Source organism: Shewanella sp. S23-S33 (assembly GCF_043359565.1).
Taxonomy (GTDB): domain Bacteria; phylum Pseudomonadota; class Gammaproteobacteria; order Enterobacterales; family Shewanellaceae; genus Shewanella; species Shewanella oncorhynchi.
The window spans coordinates 269,970-289,059 of sequence record NZ_JBHFFD010000069.1 but is presented as its reverse complement, the minus strand read 5'-3'; the positions used below and the strand labels follow the sequence as shown (position 1 = coordinate 289,059).

The window sequence follows — 19,090 nt, the reverse complement described above, 5'->3', positions numbered from 1 at the left end:
GGCGGGTTTTCTTCTGTTATAATGCCTCCTCGATTTTTTGGAGGCGAGAATGGACGTATCTTCTTTACTAGACGGCCTGAATGATAAGCAGCGCGAGGCTGTCGCGGCACCGCAATCTAGCATGTTAGTGTTGGCGGGCGCGGGCAGTGGTAAAACTCGGGTGTTGACCCACCGCATTGCGTGGCTGATGCAGGTTGAACAGCAGAGTCCTTACTCGATTCTTGCGGTGACGTTTACCAATAAAGCTGCGGCTGAGATGCGCGAGCGAGTTGAAAAAGTCGCTGGCACCAATATGGGCCGCATGTGGATTGGGACTTTCCACGGCTTGGCGCATCGCTTGTTACGCACTCACTTCCAAGATGCGGGTTTACCGCAAAGCTTCCAAATCCTCGATTCAGACGATCAAGTACGTTTGATCAAACGTATTCTTAAAAGCCTGAATTTGGATGAGAAACAATATCCTCCACGCCAAGCTCAGGGTTATATCAATGGTAAAAAAGACCAAGGATTACGTCCTAAACATATCGATGCGGGCGGTTTTCCGCTTGAGCAAAATCTGTTAAAAATCTATCAGGTTTACCAAGAGTCCTGTGACCGCGCGGGTTTAGTCGATTTTGCCGAAATCCTATTACGTGCCCATGAGTTATGGCTCAATAAACCGCACTTGTTGGCCCATTATCAAGACAGATTTAAGCATATTTTGGTGGACGAGTTCCAAGATACCAACGCGATCCAATATGCGTGGATCCGTGTGCTTGCTGGTCAAACTGCCAATGTGATGATAGTCGGTGATGACGACCAATCGATTTACGGTTGGCGTGGTGCTCAGGTTGAAAACCTACATAGATTCTTAAAAGATTTTCCGACGGCGACCACGATTCGCCTCGAACAAAACTATCGCTCGAAGGGCAATATTCTTAAAGCGTCCAACGCCTTAATCGCCAATAACCCAGAACGTATGGGCAAAGAGTTGTGGACGGATGAAGCCGATGGCGATCCGATTTCGCTCTATTGCGCCTTTAATGAAATGGACGAGGCGCGCTTTATCGTCGGTCGAATTAATGATTGGCACGAAAAGGGCGGCAACCTCAGTGATTGTGCGATTTTATATCGTTCTAACGCTCAATCGCGGGTATTGGAAGAAGCCTTATTACACAAAGGTTTAGCCTATCGTATCTACGGCGGTTTACGCTTCTTCGAACGCCAAGAAATTAAAGATGCCATGGGTTACCTGCGGCTAATTAATAACAAAGACGACGATGCTGCGTTTGAGCGTGTAGTTAACACGCCGCCCCGTGGCATTGGCGATCGTACTTTAGATATTTTGCGCTCCACCGCGCGCCAGCATGAGTTAACCCTGTGGCAGGCGAGTGTGCGTTTACTCGACGAGAAAGTGCTCGCGGGCCGCGCAGCAAATTCTGTGCGTGGTTTCATGGATTTAATCATGACATTGCGTGAAGACACCCAAGATATGGTGCTGTATCGCATGGCCGATACAGTGATCCAAGCGTCGGGCCTTAAGGCCATGTATGAAGCCGAAAAGGGCGAAAAAGCCCACGCTAGAATCGAAAACTTAGAAGAACTCGTCACGGCGGCGCGTACTTTTGAGCTGCCAGAAGAGCTGGAGGACATGGGCGAACTTAACGGTTTCCTATCCCACGCGGCGCTCGAAGCGGGCGAGGGCCAAGCCGATGCCTTTACCGATGCGGTGCAGCTAATGACGCTGCATTCTGCCAAAGGGTTAGAGTTCACTATGGTGTTTATGGCGGGTGTCGAAGAAGGGATTTTCCCGAGTAAAATGGCGCTTGAAGAGGGCGATAGACTCGATGAAGAACGCCGTCTCTGCTATGTCGGCATGACCCGCGCCATGGAAAAACTCTACATTACTTATGCGGAATCGCGGCGCATTTATGGCCGCGAAGATTACGCTCGGCCGTCGCGTTTTATCAAAGAGATCCCGCCGCAATATGTGGATGAAATCCGCCTCAAGGCGCAGGTTTCAACCCCAATGGCGAATAATCGTTTTAGCGCCCCAAAATCGGCTGCGACAAACGATACAGGCTTTAACGTCGGCCAACGAGTCAATCACCCTAAATTTGGTGAAGGTAAAGTGACCAACTTTGAGGGCAGCGGTGCCCAAGGGCGAGTACAAGTGAGCTTTACTGACTTTGGCAGCAAGTGGTTAGTGGTGGCTTACGCTCGGTTAGAGGCGCTTTAATACCAGCCCTGAACGCAATGAATGTCAGCTTTTTATGACACGCTTTCAGGGCGTAAATTCGCATCGGGAGAAGCATGGGTATATGATGCTAATCCTGAAACCGATTGGAAACTTGAGGGTATTGGGAGTACCTAGTTAATGAATTTAAAGCAGAAGTGGGATGTGTATTCCCGTCTTACTCGAATCGACCGTCCCATAGGTACGCTATTGCTGATGTGGCCATGCTTGATGGCGCTGATGTTAGCGGCGGGTGGTATGCCCGATCTTAAGGTATTGATCATCTTTATTATTGGCGTGGTGATCATGCGTGCCTGTGGCTGCATTATTAACGACTATGCCGATCGCGATCTCGACTCTTTTGTGGAACGCACTAAATCTCGGCCGCTGGCCAGTGGCGAAATCAGCACTAAAGAAGCCTTGATACTGTTCGTCGTTTTAGGTTTATCTGCTTTTGGTTTAGTCTTATTACTCAATGGATTAGTGGTTAAATTGTCCGTTGTTGGTATTATCCTCACGATTATTTATCCCTTCACTAAACGCATCACCAATATGCCACAGATGTTTCTAGGCGTGGTGTGGAGTTGGTCTATCCCTATGGCTTACGCCGCGCAGACGGGTGAAGTACCCATCGAGGCTTGGTGGTTATTTGCGGCCAATTGGTTTTGGACTGTCGCCTACGATACCATGTATGCCATGGTCGATAGGGATGATGATTTAAAGGTGGGCATTAAATCCACTGCAATTTTGTTCGGTAAATATGACCGCCAAATCATAGGGCTATTTCAGCTTGCTGCGCTGGCTTGTTTTATCGCCGCCGGTTGGAGCGCCGATCGTGGTTTACTCTATGGCCTAGGTTTACTGACTTTTGTCGGCTTTAGTACTTACCAGCAAATGCTGATCTTTGATCGCGAACGAGCCCCTTGTTTTAAAGCATTTCTCAATAACAATTGGGCAGGACTCGCATTATTTGTTGGGCTTGGCGCCGATTATTTAGTTTAGTGAGCATCATTTTTGTTGTGGAAGATCCTGATGGATCATCCACTGATTCTGTGGCGCTAGTATTTGTTCTAAATCAATCTGGTGGATGTTGTCTTGGGAGATGACCTTGATAACTGGGCTCACTCTGTGGGGATAAGGCGCACCTTCGAGTGCGCGCACCGCGAGATCGATGGCAATCCGAGCCTGCAATACTGGTGAGTCGCTGACCGTCGCGAGTAACTGTTTTTTCTGCACTAATTCTATGGTCTGTGCATTCGAGTAGAATGCGATGACTTTTCCCGTTTTATTCCTACGCCCGTCTAAATAGCGCGCCGCGAAAGTGGCGGCAACTGCATTGGCGATTACATAATCTACACTTTGTTTAGTAAGCACTTTTCGCACTAAATCAGCTTGAATAAATAACTCCGTAGTGCCAAACCCTCCTTCAATTGTGTCGAACTCTTGTTTAGCTGCCGCCCGCCTAAATCCTTGTTCCGCCGCCATAACCCAAGAGGCATCCTTAGGCCCTGGAAACCAAGCAACTTTAAGTTTCACTGGCGCTTTATCGACAGGGTCTCGTTGCTGCGATGCAATATACTCAATCGCTGCCGCAGACATATCTTCAAAGCTGACTAAAGAGCGACTCGTGAGTTTGTCGGTCGCGATACCATTCACTAAATCAATAACAGGAATGCCCGCAGCAGAGAGTTGTTCGATATCCGCAATCAGTCCGTCAGCCGTATTCGCAGCAATAATATAGGCTTGAGCTTTGAGGGCTTGGCAATCATAGAGTTGTTGTTTTTGTTGCTCAATATTGTCATATCCTCCAGCATCATAAATGCCGAGAGTTACACCTTGACGTTCGGCTTCCTGCGATAACCCAAAGGCGACGCCCCACCAATATTGGTCTTTACCATGGGGAAGTAAGGCGCAGATCCGCCATGCTTTTTTGGCTTGAGTGAGTGGTGTGTATGTCGTTTTTTTGCCATCAGCAATCACATCGGCGGGATACCAAGTTGCCTGCACTGCAAAGGCGAAACTATAGAGGATTAAGGTGAGGCAAATCCTGAGGGAGTAAGCGAAGAATGCAGTAAAGTGCATAGGATCATCATGTTAAGTTAACAATAGATTAAGCATAGATGAATGATCCATAGTTGCTAAGTCGATGCTAAATAAAGCTGATTTATTCTTAATAACAAGTGCCATGAAGTGTTATGGCACTTTTATGATGGGCTGCAGAGTGGTTGAAATTGTAGGGGTGTATTACATTAGCAGGCTTTACGCTTTGACTTGTTCACTGAATGCTTAAGTTTACATTTCACGCTTAAGGCTTAATTGCCACTGCTGGTTTTCGCCATAGTGCTTAGTCTATAGTCATTGGCTAATAGTGGTTTTTTATGATCAATTTCATGCTTAGGTAACAAGGAATCGTTATGTTTATTCCGTCAGGATTTGCACGGGTTAGCCCGTATATGATGATCGCTGATGCCGATAGTTTAGTGGTTTTTTTACAGCAAGCCTTTGATGCTAAAGCGCTACATATTTCCCGTCGGGCTGATGGCAAAATAGCTAATGCACAGATGCAAATCGGCGACTGTTTATTTATGTTGAGTGAGGCGAGTGAAGCTTTTACGCCTATGCCCGCATCCTATTATTTATATGTGGAAAATGCTGATAAAACGGTGGCTCAGGCACTCGCCTCTGCGGGTGAATTAGTGATGGAAGTGGCGAATATGCCCTATGGCGATCGCCAAGGTGGAGTGCGGGATCCCGTGGGCAATCTGTGGTGGATCTCCCAGCGTTTAGCCGCGGGGCCATATCAGGATTGAGCATCAAGTGAGAACAAGTCAAAGGAGGTGATGTATGCCGTGTCAGTTAACCCGATTATTTGGAATCGAATTACCGATTATTCAAGCGCCGATGGCGGGTGTTCAGGGCAGTGCCTTAGCGATAGCCGTGTCGCAAGCGGGGGCGTTGGGATCTTTGCCCTGCGCCATGTTATCCCTCGAAGCCTTAGATACCGCCTTGACACATATTCGCACCCAGACGACTAAGCCCATCAATGTAAACTTCTTTTGTCATCACGAACCTGAACCGCAAGCAGCGAAACAAGCCGCATGGCTTAATCAACTCGCGCCTTATTTTTCTGAGTTGGGTGTCAATCCTGATAGCCAAACCGTGGGGGCACAACGCGCGCCATATACCAGCACCCAGGCTGCAGTGTTAGCTAAATTTAAACCTGAGGTGGTGAGTTTTCATTTTGGCTTACCGAATGAAGATTTGTTGCTGGAGATAAAGTCTTGGGGTTCAAAAATCATTTCGACAGCGACAACTGTAGAAGAAGCCCTATGGCTTGAAGCGCGTGGTGCGGATGCCATTATTGCGCAGGGTTTAGAGGCCGGAGGTCACAGGGGGCATTTTTTATCCGATGATTTAACCGAGCAATTAGGCACTTTTAGTCTATTGCCGCAAATCATTGCCGCCGTTGATATTCCTGTGATTGCAGCGGGTGGCATAGTCGATGCCAAGATTGTGCGCGCCGCTATGGCGATGGGCGCCTCAGCGGTGCAAGTGGGGACGGCATACTTACTCTGTCCCGAATGTACCACCAGTGATATTCACCGTGCCGCCCTGCAAAGTGAGGCCGCGCAGCATACGGCTCTGACTAACTTATTCACTGGTCGACCCGCCCGTGGAATTATGAATCGTTTTATGGCAGAGCTTGGTCCCATCAATAATGCCGCACCGGATTTTCCGCTCGCCTCAAGTGCCGTCGCAGTATTGCGAAGCGCCGCTGAACAACAAGGATTTGGTGATTTTAGCCCACTTTGGTGCGGCCAAAATGCAACAGGTTGTCAGGCTATTCCCGCCGCAGAGCTGACGAGGCAATTGGCGTTAGGTTTGATGGTCTAAGATATTGTTGGATAGGTTATTAATACTCATTGGTATGCTCATCAAGGCTTACATTTAATATGGCTAAATTAGCGGCTTGTTAGTTTATACTCGTCGTTTAAAGGTTGGTTTGTGGTTAGACTGCCGCTTCTTTTAAATTATGTTTTTTCTGTACAAATGGCTGCAAATCACTAGCCCTATAGTCGTGGGTGCGAGTGTTCTATAGATTTAAGGAAAACAATATGTTGTTACGTAAAATCATTGTTATGTGCCTTGCCGTTATGAGTTTTGCTACGTTTGCTGGCAATAAAACCTATCAAGATATCGCACTTAAAACCTATCCAGATCAGCAGCAAGTGACTTTAGCCAGTGTTGCGGGTGACAAGCCGATATACCTAAAGTTTTGGGCAACCTGGTGCCAACCTTGTATGGAGCAAATGCCGCATTTTGAAGTCCTGCAGAAGAAATATCAGGACAAGATTAATATCATCGCGGTGAACATCAATATTAATGAAGAGCAGCCTAAGATTGCTGATGTTATCGCACGTTTCGGGCTCACTATGCCCGTGTGGTTGGATAATGAAGGCGAGCTGGGTGTGGCTTTAGGTTTGGTCGGCACACCCTATAGTGTATTAATCAATCGTGCTGGTGATGTGGTTTACACTAGCCATGAGTCTGATGCCAATTTAGATAAATTTATCGATATGTTGGCGAATGGCCAAGAGTTGACTGCGCAGACAACGGAGGCACCCAGTGCCGAACAAACAGCTAAGTTACTGAAACCTTGGGAACAAGGTGAGCATTTACTTTTTTTTACCGCAACATGGTGTGATTGGTATTTGGCTGATAGCCGCCCAGAAATGTCGAAAGAGTGTATTGCCGTTCAAAAAGGTTTAAATAATCTCGCGCAAAAAGTGCCTAATAAATCGTGGCACGGTGTGGTCAATCATTTGTGGACAGACGATAAAGCGCTCGAAGATTTTAAGCAGCTTTATCAAACTCAAGTCGATTTTAGTATCGATGAATTAGGTGTGTTATTTAATCATTTTAAAATCCGCAATATTCCTACTTTACTGTGGGTTAAGGATGGTAAAGTTATTCAGCGTATTACTGATTTTAGCCAGCCAGAGAAAGTAGTTGAGCAACTTTCGGCTCAATAAGCTCATTCCAAATGTTGGGCCTTTGATAGATATCCAAAGGCCTTTTGTCTTCAAAGATTGAATAGATACACAGCTCAATATTCGGTGTTAAAGTCATTGCCCATGGGAAGCACTGCGCAATAAACTGATTCGTAGAACGAGTTGGTTAAGCATTAACCTTGTTTGGTGTGATGCAGAGTGTTTTCCATTTTATCGTTGAATTTTATTGTGGGGGGTTTTAGCACTATGACGCCGATTTTCAGTAATGCCGCTATTGGCCGTAGTTTGTTGGTTTTGCTCTTGTGTGCTGGCGTATTCTTTTTTATCGATTTTTTAGTGCCCGCCTTAGCTGCATTGATTGTGTGTTTTTCAAGTTGGCCTCTCTATCAAAAACTATTGGCAAAATGCGGTGGTCGCTCGGCGTTGGCGGCAACCATTGCCCTGTGTTGTATTGTGCTCGGGCTGATTATTCCGCTGGTGTTTGTATTTTCCTATGCGTTACAAGAGATTAGAACTTGGGTTGATTGGTTGGTGTTTACTAACCAACATGGTTCGCCCGTGCCCTTGTGGATCAAAGACTTGCCTTGGATGGGCGAATGGTTAACCCTGCAATGGCAGCAGTTTATTGGTGAACCCCATGAATTAGGCCAAATTATCAGTGCCATTAGTGGCCAGAATTTGAGTGGCATTTCCCGTTGGGTGCTGCAATTGGGTTGGAATACTTTAGGGTTGTTGTTGACCTTACTTTTTATGCTGATCACTTTGTTTTTCCTCTATAAAGATGGTCCGCAAGTGGCTAAACAGTTGGATATCGTGGGTGAGCGAGTGCTGCCTGCTCGCTGGCATAGTTTTTCCCGTGTGGTGCCTGCAACAGTCAGTTCTACCGTGATAGGTATGACGCTTATCGCAATTGGTGAGGGCATAGTGCTGGGGATTGCCTATTGGATTGCGGGAGTACCTTCGGCCGTGGCTTTTGGGGTGTTAACCGCCTTTATGGCCTTGGTTCCCGGGGGGGCGCCAACCATGTTTACCTTGATTTCACTCTATCTTGTCGGCACAGGCGATATGACGGCGGGTGTCGGTTTGTTTCTTTGGGGCAGCATAGAGTTGTTTATTGTTGATAAAACCCTGCGGCCCAATCTTGTCGGTGGGCCGATTAAATTGCCTTTCTTACCGACTTTTTTCGGTCTGATCGGCGGCGTAAAAACCATGGGTTTTGTCGGTTTGTTTGTTGGTCCAGTATTGATGGCCCTGCTGGTGGCCATTTGGCGTGAGTGGTTAAGGGAAGAGCCCGAAACGATACCATTGGATAAACAGGCAGATAGATAGTCGCTAAAGCTTCATTTCTCTAAGGTATTTTTGCGCTCATCGGTGTAAAACCACCAAGGTTTAGCATCTTCACCTGCCATAAAACGAGTGATGGAGATAAACACATCGAGCATGCAGGGGTCGTGTCTCTGGCCCGTTTTGTCGCACAGCGTTTGATACAGCTCGTAGGGGTTTCTATCTAACAACTGCTCAGGCTTATCTATGCCAAGCAAACGTAAATCCGCCGCACAGGCTTTGCCAATATTTGGTAAATCAGTCAATTGCTTAACCTCGGCACGCACGACTTTTGCTGGATTCATTTTTATCTCTTGGGGTGTAGTCATACTTGATAGATTAGCCTATTGGCCCACAGTTAACCGCGTTAGCCTGTTAAGATATTTCGCCTTCCTTGGCAAAATCTGTATTGCACTTCTAACGCTTTATTAAGGTTACAGTTTTTCTATATCAACATTTAAGCTATTAAGATGTTCAAGCAAAGCTGGATTGACATTATTATCCACTTTTCCGCCTAAGTACTTACCAAAGAAACGTTCAGTCGCAATTATCGAGGCGAGCTTGTTGGCACGTTTGATAAATCCATGACCTTCATCTTTGGCGAGTAAGTATTCAACGGGTAACGATTTTTGGTACATTTTTTTCGCAATATTATCTGATTCAACTTGAGTCACTCGCGGATCATTCGCTCCTTGGATAAGCATCAGCGGTGCTTTTATGTTATCGACAAAATTAATTGGGGAGCGGTTCTCCATATCTTGTTTTTGTTCAGGAATTAACGGGTCTCCCACCGATTCAAACCATTGACCTAAATAGGGGCGCCAGTAATCGGGGAAAGACGCCATTAGCGTGACTAAGCTTGACGGCCCCACATAGGCGATCACAGCTTGGTAAAGATCTGGCGTAAAAGTCGCGCCGGATAAAGCCGCATAACCACCGTAAGATGCGCCAAAGATCCCCAAGCGATTTTTATCCGCAATCCCTTGTTCAACCAAGTAATTTGCACCATCAGTCAGGTCATCTTGCATACTGCCAGTGCCCCAATTGTTATTGCCTAAGTTGAGGAAGTGTTTGCCAAATCCTGTCGATGCGCGAAAGTTTGGCTGTAACACGGCATAACCACGGTTGGCATAGAACTGAGCAATCGCATGGAAGTAACCCGAGTCTAGCGCCCAGTAGTCCCGAGCCCAAGGGCCGCCATGGGGTAGAATGATGGTGGGTAAATTGCGCTGGTTTCCCTTTGGTAATGTCAAATAAGCCTGAATTTTTACACCATCCCTTGCGGTATAGACTAGGGATTGTCTGGGTGATAGCAGTTCTGCTTGTATACTTGGAGGAATATCCGCGAGTAAGTGGATATCACCATTAATGGCATTGTATTGGTAATCTAAGCTCGATGCCCTATCGCTCGCGACGTTGATCTGCCAGAGATTATTTTTCTCGTTACGTTCGGTAATGGTTATTTCAACATCTTGATTAAAATGCTTATTGATCACATCCCAGTGCTTAGCAAACTCAGTATCAAGTGGATAGGTTCTTAAGCGCCCGCCGTAATAGGAAATGGCTAAAGGTTCACCAGCATCGTTAAACAATACCTGATAAACATCCGCTTCATCGTTAGGATCTTTATGTAAGGTTTCATATTTTCCCGTCATAAGATCAACTTTGAGCAGTTGTTGTTTATCCCGCTCACCGATGTTGGCACTGATATAGGCGAGTTTTTTCGCATCGTTTACTTTTAAGATATCAATGCTTTCACCCTTAGCTGTGTGGATTATTTTACGCCAAGTGCCATCAATGAGTGTGTAGAGGCTATAGCTGTTATCTAGATTGGTGCTACTGCCAATAACGGGATGCCCTTGTTTGTTAAACTTCATTTGCACCAAGTTTAAGTTGTTTTCAAAAATAGGCGTTAGCTTGCCATCATGGGTGTTGAGCCAATAGATATCCATCCGACTCGATTCATCGTGGTTCGCCATCACAACCAGCTGCTCAGGGTTATCCTTGGGCTGTTCCATGACGCTGTATTTCACCTTGTCATTGTGCGTGAGTTGCTGCTCTTTTGGCGCTATTTTGCCTTGGGGAGTTTCAAAGCTGAGTTTAAAAATTTGGGTGTTTTCATTCCCCCCTTTATCTTTCATAAAAAAGAGTTCGTTACTGTTTGATGACCATTCAAATTCTTTAATAGGTTCAATGGACTGCGTTAAGAGTGTCGCACTTGCAAGATCGCTTTTATCCGCCATTACATAAATATTGCTCGCACCTTGGTATTCCTTTGTGAAGGCTAACCATTTACCGTCGGCGGACATTTTTAAATGGTGAATATTTTGCTCATTGAAAAAATCTTCGATGGGAATGAGCGGCACTTGGGCTTGCTGGCTGTTAAGCCTATCCGTATTGGCTTTTTGCTCAGTGGTTGAGGTTGAACAGCTTGCGAGTAGCATAGCGGCAATAGCAGCACTGCATAACTGGCTTGTGAAGGAGGATAATCGCATTGTTGTAACCTTGAGTTGTTAGAAGTGACATCATGTTAATACGAAAATTAATTATCGTAAAACAATAAAATTATATTTTTTTGCAATATATTTTACCGAACGAGTATACTAGCCAAGGTTAAAGAGCACTGGGATTGGATTAAATTTAGGATTGAGTGATGAATAAAAACATAGAAAAGTTAATAAAAATCAGTGCATTTTTCCGGTGGGTGATTTTGTTGGCCGCTACGATTGTGGTGGTGTATCTGGGTTATAGCTACTTAGTCCATGATGAGATACGTTTTGGATCGAATAATGGATTGTTCCAAGCGCTATGGGTATCGCCTGATGCGAGTCAAACCTTGTTGCTGTTAATGTTAAGTCCATTGTTTATCACGTTTTTACTGGGTGTTTATTGGCTGCAAAAATTATTAGCCTACTATCAAGACGGCTTGTTTTTTAGCGACGAAAGTATGCATTGTTATCTGTGGTTGGTTTGGCTTAAGGTTGCCGCCTTAGTGATAGAGATACTGCAAACCTTAGGCGTAGGTTACTATCACAAGTCGCTTTTTGAGGATACCCGTATCGACTTGGCGCTCGATTTTGGCAATATCACCACGATTTTATTGATGTTGCTGATTGTTTATTTGCTTAAAGCTGCCCGAGATTTTGAGGCAGAAAACAAAGAGTTTGTGTAATTTTGGACATTATCGTTAATTTAGACGTCATGATGGCGATACGGAAGGTGAGTTCTAAGGAGCTTGCCAAAGCGGTTGGCATTACCGAAGCGAATTTATCCCTGCTAAAACGCGGCAAGGTGAAAGGCGTGCGTTTTGAAACACTGGCGAGTATTTGTGAGTACCTGTCGTGTCAGCCTGGGGATATTTTAGAATATCGTAAGAGTGATACATCGGACTGAGTTCTGCCGTTTTAGTCTTGTTCAACACATCCTAGGACGCACTTAGTTAAGTGCTATCCTAGGCTTGCCGTGGTTAGGCTTTAACCAGTGTTGTCAGATCCGCTGGGCGGTAGTAAACCGATTTTAGTACCTTACCTTGGCGAACCACTTTACCTGCCATTTCCACATCTTTAGCGCATTTCGCTATGATGAAATCACCTTGCTGACTACCGACAATTTCAACACCTTGCTTGGCATAGAAGGCAATGGTCTCGGCCAGTTCTTGCTCGTTACGGCACACTTTACTCATATTGCTCGAGTGGACTTCATCCCAGCAGCTAATAAAGTCGATTTCACGGTTTTGAGCCACGCAAAGCAACAAGTCAATCAGGTAACTGATTTCGAGCCTATCCGTCATTGCTTGCGCGCCTAAGTGCACTAAACGGCCCATTAACACGTATACAGAATCGACTATGGCATCGGCCTGTTCGATACGGCTATCGGCTTCTGCAAGTTCAGTTAACTCCTCAATAATCAGTGAAGTATGTAAGGTGTCGGCCTTGTCATCTAAAGAATCAACATCATTAACGGGCAAGTCGAAGGTGCTACGAAACTCACTGATATTACGATATAAGTGGTCATAAATAGGTTGAGTTAAGCGGGTGAGTTTCATCTGATTTGCCTTGAAATAAAGAGTTTGGCGGCAATTTTAAAGAAATGCGTCGCAGAATACAAAGATGGGGTAGAGATAAAAATACCCGCAGCCAAATAGGCGGCAGCGGGTTTCGGCAAATTTTGGCGGATGACCGAATGGAGAAATATATTGTGAGTCTGTGTTACTTGGTGATTATTGGCCGTATTTTGCAATCAGTTGATCAAGATAAGGGCCAACGTCTTTATCAGCCCAATCGAGATATCCCCGCACAAAACCGACAAGATTACCTTTAGCATCAAAAATATAACTGGCGGGTACGACATTCGCAGGAATGATTTGTTCTATGTTTTGCTCTGGGTCAAGCCAAGTGGTATAGCCGCTAAAGCCATGTTGGTTAAGAAAAGGGCGTACATCTTTAGATTCTTCATCGATAGAGATTGGAATGATGGCGATATTCTTCCCTTGATACTGCTGCTTAAGTTTTTGGAGTTCTGGAATTTCCCTTAAACAGGGGGCGCACCAGGTTGCCCAAAGATTGACTAAAACTAATTTCCCTTGGTGCTGTTTTAGGGTTTGGGTTTGTCCTGATTCATCAATAAAGGGAACTTCTGGTACGCCGCGTGCGTGCTGCATTTCTATAAAACCAGTCATCACAAGGGGCTTAGGGAGGGGCTCTCCAGTACTGTAGAGTTTATTGTCTAGTGAGTGGGCTGAGCTGCTATTAGAAAACAGACCCAAACACGCGAGTAGAACAAATGGAAAATAGTGTAATTTCATATGGTTATCCTTTACTTTTAAATAGTCGTTTGTGTTTTTCTACGGGTTACCAATGCGAGACACAACCCAACACCAAGCACTAATAACAGCAGTGGCCCAAACCAAAGTGCGAAGGTGGAGGCCTTAAATTCAGGTTGATAACGGATTTTTTGACCATAGCGTTGCACCATAAAATCGATAATCTCATCTTGGCTTTGCCCCTGTTCCAGCATCGAGAATATTTGTGCTTTGAGCTCGTGGGCGATTGGCGCCTGTGATTCAAATAGGCTCTGATTCGTCGCCATAGGGCAACGCAGCACTTTACTGATATCTATTACCTGTTGCTGGTAGGAAAAGCTTGATATGGGCTGAGCTTGCGCGACGGATAAGCATGGGATCCCTATCCCACATAAGGTGATAGGGAGCAGTAAGACTAAAAAGCGCAATATTGGATTCATTAGGCAAGTGTCTCCTGTGGTTTGTGATGGGATAGGTTAACTAAGGTTGTTAAATCAGCTTGGTAGCTAAAATTGCGAGTAGGCCAAGCAGCAATCGCCCCACCCAGCATCATTAATAGCGCACCAAGCCAGATCCAACTCGCAAGGGGTTTATAGCTGATACGGATAAGGTATTCGCTGTCACTTAATTGCAGCCCCATAGACACATAAATATCCCGCCAGAATCCATGATCGATACCCGCGTGGGACATTTCCATCCCATTGCTTTTAAAGGTTTGCCGTTGCGGCCTAACGTAACCGAGGATCACTTCATCATTCGCACCATCGCGGATACTGATATTGGCTTGAATGGCGGTAAAGCTGTTGGTTTCGACATTCTCAGTGCTTTCATACACTAAGATATAACTCGCCAAAGGCTTACCTTGACCAGGCCCCATTCGTAGCAGGGCTTCCTGCTCAAAAAAGGAGACGGATGTTGCTCCAATAATAGTGATAGCCACCCCCAAGTGGGCGAATAGCATGGCGACAAACCCTTGTTTTGATGATTTAACGGGAGGATTTAAGTCGTGCTCACTGCGGTTTTGGGTTAATTGCCGGGCATATATTCGTCTACCTAATCCCGAGGCTGCCAATATCGTGAGCAATAAACACACCAGCAACCAAAGTGCTGCGGCAGTGCCAAGGAGTAAAAATAAACTACTGCCCGAGGCGGCTTGCAAGCTTACCCAACCTGCGACGGCTAATATCACTAGGCTAGAAATGAGCAGGGAAGTAATACGAGTCTTTGAAGCATTTTGCCATTGCACTATTTGCCATTGCACTAAGGGCGCAATGCCCATTAACAGGACAAGCAAGAAAGTGAGGGGGACAAATATAGCGTTGAAATAAGGGGCACCCACTGAAAGTGTACCTAAATCGAGCAGCTCATAGATCAAAGGGTAAAATGTACCGAGTAATACGGAAAACGCTGCTACGACTAAGATAACGATCCCGAGCAGTAACAGCGTTTCCTTACTGAAAGGCGCGAAAGCCACATCCTGTTTTAAATGGTGGGCTTTGAGTGCAAAAATGAGTAACGCAGCCCCAACAAAAATCACTAATAAGCAGAGGATTGACATGCCACGGGTCGGATCGGCGGCAAAGGCATGTACCGATTGCACTATGCCGGAGCGCACCAAAAAGCTACCGAGTAAACTGAGTGAGAATGCCAATAAGCACAGCAGTAAAGTCGTGAGTTTAAAGCCATGTGTACGTTGAGTAAGAATGAGGGAATGCACTAATGCTGTTGCCACAAGCCAAGGAATAAAGGAGGCATTTTCTACTGGATCCCAAAACCACCAACCACCCCAACCTAGTTCGTTATAGGCCCACCAAGATCCAAAGGCATTGCCACCCGTTAGAAACACCCACGCTAATAATACCCAAGGTCGTAAATAGTTAATTTGACGAGTATTAAAACCACCACCGAGCAGTGATGCTAACGCTGCAGCAAAGCAAACTGTGAGGCCAACATAACCAAGAAAGAGCATGGGCGGATGCAGTATGAGTCCTATGTCTTGCAAAATGGGGTTAAGATCTCGCCCTTCAATCGGAATGTTAGGTAATAAGCGGGCAAAGGGATTAGAGGTAAAGAGTAAAAATAAGTTAAAACCAAGGATCACTAATGCCAAAATGGCCAACAGCCTCGCAAAATATAGGGCGTCTTGGTATTTATCGCTGGCCTTATCTTGAGTGCAATCCGCCATTTTTATGCGATAACTGATGATCGCGCCCCAAAGTGCAATCGCAAATATCCAAAACAGCATTGACCCTTCGTGGCTACCCCAAACGGCGGCCACTTTATAACCCAAGGCTAATTGGCTATTCGAGTGGTTTGCGACATAAGCAACAGAAAAATCATCAGTCATAAAGCAATAAATTAAGCAAAGAAGTGAAGCAAATACTGAGGTAAATATGGCTCTAAAGAGTGTCGGGCTTAATCCCACCAGATAGGCATTATTCTGCTTAACACCGATTAAGGTCAGTGCTGCAGAAAATAATGCCAATACGCTACTAATGATCAGTAATATATGTCCAATTTCTGGAAGCATAGTTGTCATTTATTATGCCTTAGAATAATGTGGTCGCGGTAATATAGTGTTTACAGTTGGCTATTTTACCCGTGTGATGTTCACATGCTGATTTTTATTAAATTCGCTCAGAAACTTGAGTTATTTTCTTATGATTTTAAATGTACATATAAGTTCTTCGTAGTAAAAGTCAGTTTAATCACAAGCTTTAATCACTGTTGATTTTAAGATTAGTCGAGTTTTGCATTTAATAATGTGATCTTATCCGTTATTAAATAATTCCTTTTTACGCTTGATATTTTTTGAAAAATCAAACGAATTTTTAGTTTTTTTTATAACTGAAATGTGCTTTTTAACTTCTAAAAAATAAATGACATTAATTTTGTAAGTTATTGTATTTAATTTGTTTTAATTGATTTTATTCATCTTGATTTATCAGCGGGAATTTAGTGTGCTCTAGCTCTGATTTTTAATGGTTTTTTGCCTCCACCATGCTGTAACTGGTCAATTGTTTATGTCGTTCAGTGAGCAGTTAGGTTCAGTAGAAAATAAAAAACTAATGATAATTAGGAGTGAATGATGAAACGATGGAAATCCAAAATAGCACTCAGCGTGCTGTTTTGTTTAGGTACTATCGTCAGTGTGGCCGGAATAGCATCCGATGCTAAACCGGGCGAGGTAAAGCCTGGCTATGGTAATAAACAACAGAGTGCGGAAGCTCAGGGAATTATGGCTAATCCCGATCTAACACTAGAGTCCCGTGGTGTAAGAACACTGCAGGATTATATTGTTCAGGAAAAAGAGTTGTTTGATTTTCTTTTTGAAAATCATCCGGTATTTAAATATGCCGAGCAAGGTCGTTTAAAAGGAACCTATAAGGTCAGTGATCGTGGTGAAGAATACTTACACGGTGGTGATAGCCAAAAATATAGCCAACATCAAGAGGGCAATCGCCCTATGGCATTGCAATATCGCCTTGGTGCCAAGTCGATTTTGGATTTCCCAAATAAGTTTGTTGGTCCTGAAAAATGTGGTGAGTGCCACGGTCCACAATATGAAAAGTGGAAACGTTCACGCCATTCAAAAACCTTACGTTTTCCGGGGAGTCATCCCGAAGTCGATAACGATTTAAATAAAACCATGTATGGCACTAAGGATACTTCTATCCTGCCAGACGGCATTACCCCTGATGCAATTTATGCGACGGTGGGAACACCAAGAACCAAATACGGCTTTATCGATAGCTACTTAGTACGCGGTACTTTCCATGTGAAAGACGGTTTACTCAAAGATGGTACTGGCACTATGGTCGCCGGTGGTAACCAATTCTCCCGTGGTTGGGCTGAATGGTTAACCCCTGAAATGGCGAAGAAAATTCAGAAAGTTATTCCTGAATTTCCAACTAAAATGGAAGATTTTGGCGCGAGTGGTTCACACCAGTGGGGTATGAGCTCCTATGGTGCTAAATACGAGAAGGAATTCTTATTCCAACCTGCGAGTTCCTATTGCGAAATGTGCCACACCTTTAAGTTTGATTTTAAAACTAAAGATGAGTTTTTTGCAGCCCTTGGTAATCCTAAAGAGCTCCAAAAACATACAGTGTCACTCGGTATTACCTGTGAAGAGTGTCATGGCGCAGGTGGTCATTTAGACGGCGGTATCGGTGGTGGTATGCCTTCTAACTGTGAGCGTTGTCACCAGCGTTTTAACTTCGTAGAAGAACTTGCGCAAACCCCACAGGGTAAAGAAAAACTGGAATATGCCTTTAACGTGAAGATGAAATCTTCGTGCCCATCTTGTGGTACAGAAGGTTCGCAAATGTTTGCCTCATCTCACTACGATAAGGGTATGCGTTGTTCTACCTGTCATGATCCACACGAAGTGACTGATGGTGATTGGAAATCCGGTATTACTAAACCAAAACTCATCAAAGAATGTACCGATTGCCATACGGCACAGGCTGAAATTGCGAGTAATACCAAGACCCACAGTAAACAAACTTGTCAAAGCTGTCACATGCCAAACATGGGTAGTTGTGAAAACTTCACCGCGATCCAGTTCCCTGATATGGCCGGTTTCGACAACGTTCGTAAGTCGCACATGTGGAAAATCGATGTCGATCCATTGCGTAAGACGCTTAACCCACCTGAAGGTAAGTCTCGCGACTCATCCACTAAGGGCTGGACTGTGGCGAAGGACGAAAATGGCCATAACTACCTCGATCTCATGTGGACCTGTGCTCGTACTTCCGCTTCTGATCACGATGTAGTGGATAACAAAGGTTGCCATAGCCAATTCCAATCTAAGTTGGGTGAGGGTCTGCACTTTAAAGATCAACAGCAAATCTACGGCAAAGTTCAGAAGTGGCAAAAACCAGTGAAAGAAACCTATGCCAAAGTAGAAAAAGCCCTTATTAGCATCGATAAGTCGCCCAATATGGCGAAGTTATCGGTAGAAGATAAGACGCAAGTGCTGTTGTTGACCGATAAAGCTCAAGATGTCCTCAAACTGATTAAAGCCGATGGTTCATGGGGTGTTCATGGTGCGCGTTACTCACAAAAACGCTTAGATGCCGCCTTGACCTATGTGACCCAAGCCCAAGCCATTATTGATGGTAATGCGCTGAGTGCGAAGAAAATATAATTTAACTTGAGTCCTAGTTATCCCCGACACCTTTGGGTGTCGGGGAATATGAGAGCCTAATTATGCATAACATGCTTCGTCAAAGTGTAAGCCGAATATTGATGGTGTTGGCCTTAGGCGTGACTGCGATGCCAGTCATCGCCGGTGGTGGCTCAGAAATGTCTGAAGTGCCCTATAACGAAATCCAATTAAATCCCATTTCGATGATGGAAGCGGAAACCTTAGTCGGCAAGCAAGGCGTTTATTTTTTCGACGTAAATACACTGGAGATATGGGCAGAAGGTTTTATCCCCGGAGCAGTTTTTTTCAATGTTCAGAATTGGAGAGAGTTACTTCCAAAGAATAAAGATGCAGTCATGGTGTTTTACTGCGCTAACCGCCTTTGCACTAGCAGCAATATGGCGGCGAGAGAAACCATGAAGCTAGGTTACACAGGTGTGCGTCATATGGCCGATGGTATTTATGGCTGGCGTATGTCAGGTCGAGTAACAGAAAAACCTTAGTAACACACAGGACCGATGTTTTATCGGTTTGGTTTGCAGGGCCAAAAGGCGAAACCCACAGGGTTAACATTGTAGAGAACATAA

General features: G+C 44.9%; 17 protein-coding genes. 10 read left to right on the top strand and 7 right to left on the bottom strand.

Features of this window, described 5'->3' with window-relative positions:
* Positions 1–49: 49 nt before the first annotated feature.
* Both uvrD and ubiA read left to right on the top strand, forming a co-directional pair.
* Entirely contained in the window at positions 50–2,218 is a 2,169-nt protein-coding gene (gene uvrD, locus ACHA99_RS20245; RefSeq protein ID WP_263163726.1) for a DNA helicase II, read from the top strand.
* Positions 2,219–2,356: 138 nt separating this feature from the next.
* On the top strand, positions 2,357–3,217 hold the full coding sequence (gene ubiA, locus ACHA99_RS20240; protein WP_168827752.1) for a 4-hydroxybenzoate octaprenyltransferase: 861 nt from the start codon (positions 2,357–2,359) through the stop codon (positions 3,215–3,217).
* A 6-nt stretch (positions 3,218–3,223) separates the two neighbouring features.
* Here ubiA and torT read toward each other — a convergent pair whose 3' ends face one another.
* On the bottom strand, positions 3,224–4,297 hold the full coding sequence (gene torT / locus ACHA99_RS20235) for a TMAO reductase system periplasmic protein TorT (RefSeq protein ID WP_393944624.1): 1,074 nt from the start codon (positions 4,295–4,297) through the stop codon (positions 3,224–3,226).
* A 332-nt stretch (positions 4,298–4,629) separates the two neighbouring features.
* On the opposite strand from torT, the gene ACHA99_RS20230 reads away from it, so the two are divergent.
* From ACHA99_RS20230 to ACHA99_RS20215, 4 genes are all read left to right on the top strand, one after another.
* The gene (locus ACHA99_RS20230) at positions 4,630–5,025 is read left to right on the top strand and encodes a VOC family protein (protein WP_286993988.1); all 396 of its coding nucleotides are present in this window, start codon (positions 4,630–4,632) and stop codon (positions 5,023–5,025) included.
* 34 nt (positions 5,026–5,059) lie between these two features.
* Complete coding sequence (locus ACHA99_RS20225) at positions 5,060–6,109, top strand: NAD(P)H-dependent flavin oxidoreductase (protein WP_393944622.1); 1,050 nt, start codon at positions 5,060–5,062, stop codon at positions 6,107–6,109.
* A 221-nt stretch (positions 6,110–6,330) separates the two neighbouring features.
* Positions 6,331–7,248 carry a redoxin family protein gene (locus tag ACHA99_RS20220; protein WP_393944620.1) on the top strand — a complete coding sequence of 306 codons (918 nt, stop codon included), beginning with the start codon at positions 6,331–6,333 and terminating at the stop codon, positions 7,246–7,248.
* A 225-nt stretch (positions 7,249–7,473) separates the two neighbouring features.
* A complete protein-coding gene (locus ACHA99_RS20215) occupies positions 7,474–8,556 on the top strand; it encodes an AI-2E family transporter (RefSeq protein ID WP_113939224.1) in 1,083 nt (360 codons plus the stop codon).
* An 11-nt stretch (positions 8,557–8,567) separates the two neighbouring features.
* On the opposite strand, the gene ACHA99_RS20210 is transcribed toward ACHA99_RS20215, so the two are convergent.
* Together ACHA99_RS20210 and ACHA99_RS20205 are read right to left on the bottom strand one after the other, a co-directional pair.
* Positions 8,568–8,855, bottom strand: coding sequence for a helix-hairpin-helix domain-containing protein (locus tag ACHA99_RS20210; RefSeq protein WP_113939223.1), 288 nt, complete (start codon positions 8,853–8,855; stop codon positions 8,568–8,570).
* 129 nt (positions 8,856–8,984) lie between these two features.
* A complete protein-coding gene (locus tag ACHA99_RS20205) occupies positions 8,985–11,045 on the bottom strand; it encodes a S9 family peptidase (protein ID WP_393944618.1) in 2,061 nt (686 codons plus the stop codon).
* A gap of 158 nt (positions 11,046–11,203) precedes the next feature.
* On the opposite strand from ACHA99_RS20205, the gene ACHA99_RS20200 reads away from it, so the two are divergent.
* Entirely contained in the window at positions 11,204–11,722 is a 519-nt protein-coding gene (locus tag ACHA99_RS20200; RefSeq protein ID WP_063883683.1) for a DUF2975 domain-containing protein, read from the top strand.
* Between the two features lie 2 nt (positions 11,723–11,724).
* A complete protein-coding gene (locus ACHA99_RS20195; RefSeq protein ID WP_063883682.1) occupies positions 11,725–11,943 on the top strand; it encodes a helix-turn-helix transcriptional regulator in 219 nt (72 codons plus the stop codon).
* A 73-nt stretch (positions 11,944–12,016) separates the two neighbouring features.
* Here ACHA99_RS20195 and ACHA99_RS20190 read toward each other — a convergent pair whose 3' ends face one another.
* The 4 genes from ACHA99_RS20190 to ACHA99_RS20175 all read right to left on the bottom strand — a co-directional run bounded on the left by ACHA99_RS20190 (position 12,017) and on the right by ACHA99_RS20175 (position 15,890).
* Positions 12,017–12,595, bottom strand: coding sequence for a nucleoside triphosphate pyrophosphohydrolase family protein (locus ACHA99_RS20190; RefSeq protein WP_393944615.1), 579 nt, complete (start codon positions 12,593–12,595; stop codon positions 12,017–12,019).
* 174 nt (positions 12,596–12,769) lie between these two features.
* Positions 12,770–13,354 (bottom strand): TlpA family protein disulfide reductase, encoded by a 585-nt coding sequence (locus tag ACHA99_RS20185; protein WP_393944613.1) that lies wholly within the window; start codon positions 13,352–13,354, stop codon positions 12,770–12,772.
* A 17-nt stretch (positions 13,355–13,371) separates the two neighbouring features.
* Complete coding sequence (locus tag ACHA99_RS20180) at positions 13,372–13,791, bottom strand: cytochrome c-type biogenesis protein CcmH (RefSeq protein ID WP_393944611.1); 420 nt, start codon at positions 13,789–13,791, stop codon at positions 13,372–13,374.
* The gene (locus tag ACHA99_RS20175; protein ID WP_393944609.1) at positions 13,791–15,890 is read right to left on the bottom strand and encodes a heme lyase CcmF/NrfE family subunit; all 2,100 of its coding nucleotides are present in this window, start codon (positions 15,888–15,890) and stop codon (positions 13,791–13,793) included. The genes ACHA99_RS20180 and ACHA99_RS20175 overlap by 1 nt, the downstream gene beginning before the upstream one ends.
* A 549-nt stretch (positions 15,891–16,439) precedes the next feature.
* Here ACHA99_RS20175 and sirA point away from each other — a divergent pair.
* Entirely contained in the window at positions 16,440–18,503 is a 2,064-nt protein-coding gene (sirA, locus tag ACHA99_RS20170; protein WP_105250351.1) for a dissimilatory sulfite reductase SirA, read from the top strand.
* A 62-nt stretch (positions 18,504–18,565) separates the two neighbouring features.
* Entirely contained in the window at positions 18,566–19,006 is a 441-nt protein-coding gene (locus tag ACHA99_RS20165) for a rhodanese-like domain-containing protein (protein WP_028761786.1), read from the top strand.
* Positions 19,007–19,090 lie beyond the last annotated feature (84 nt).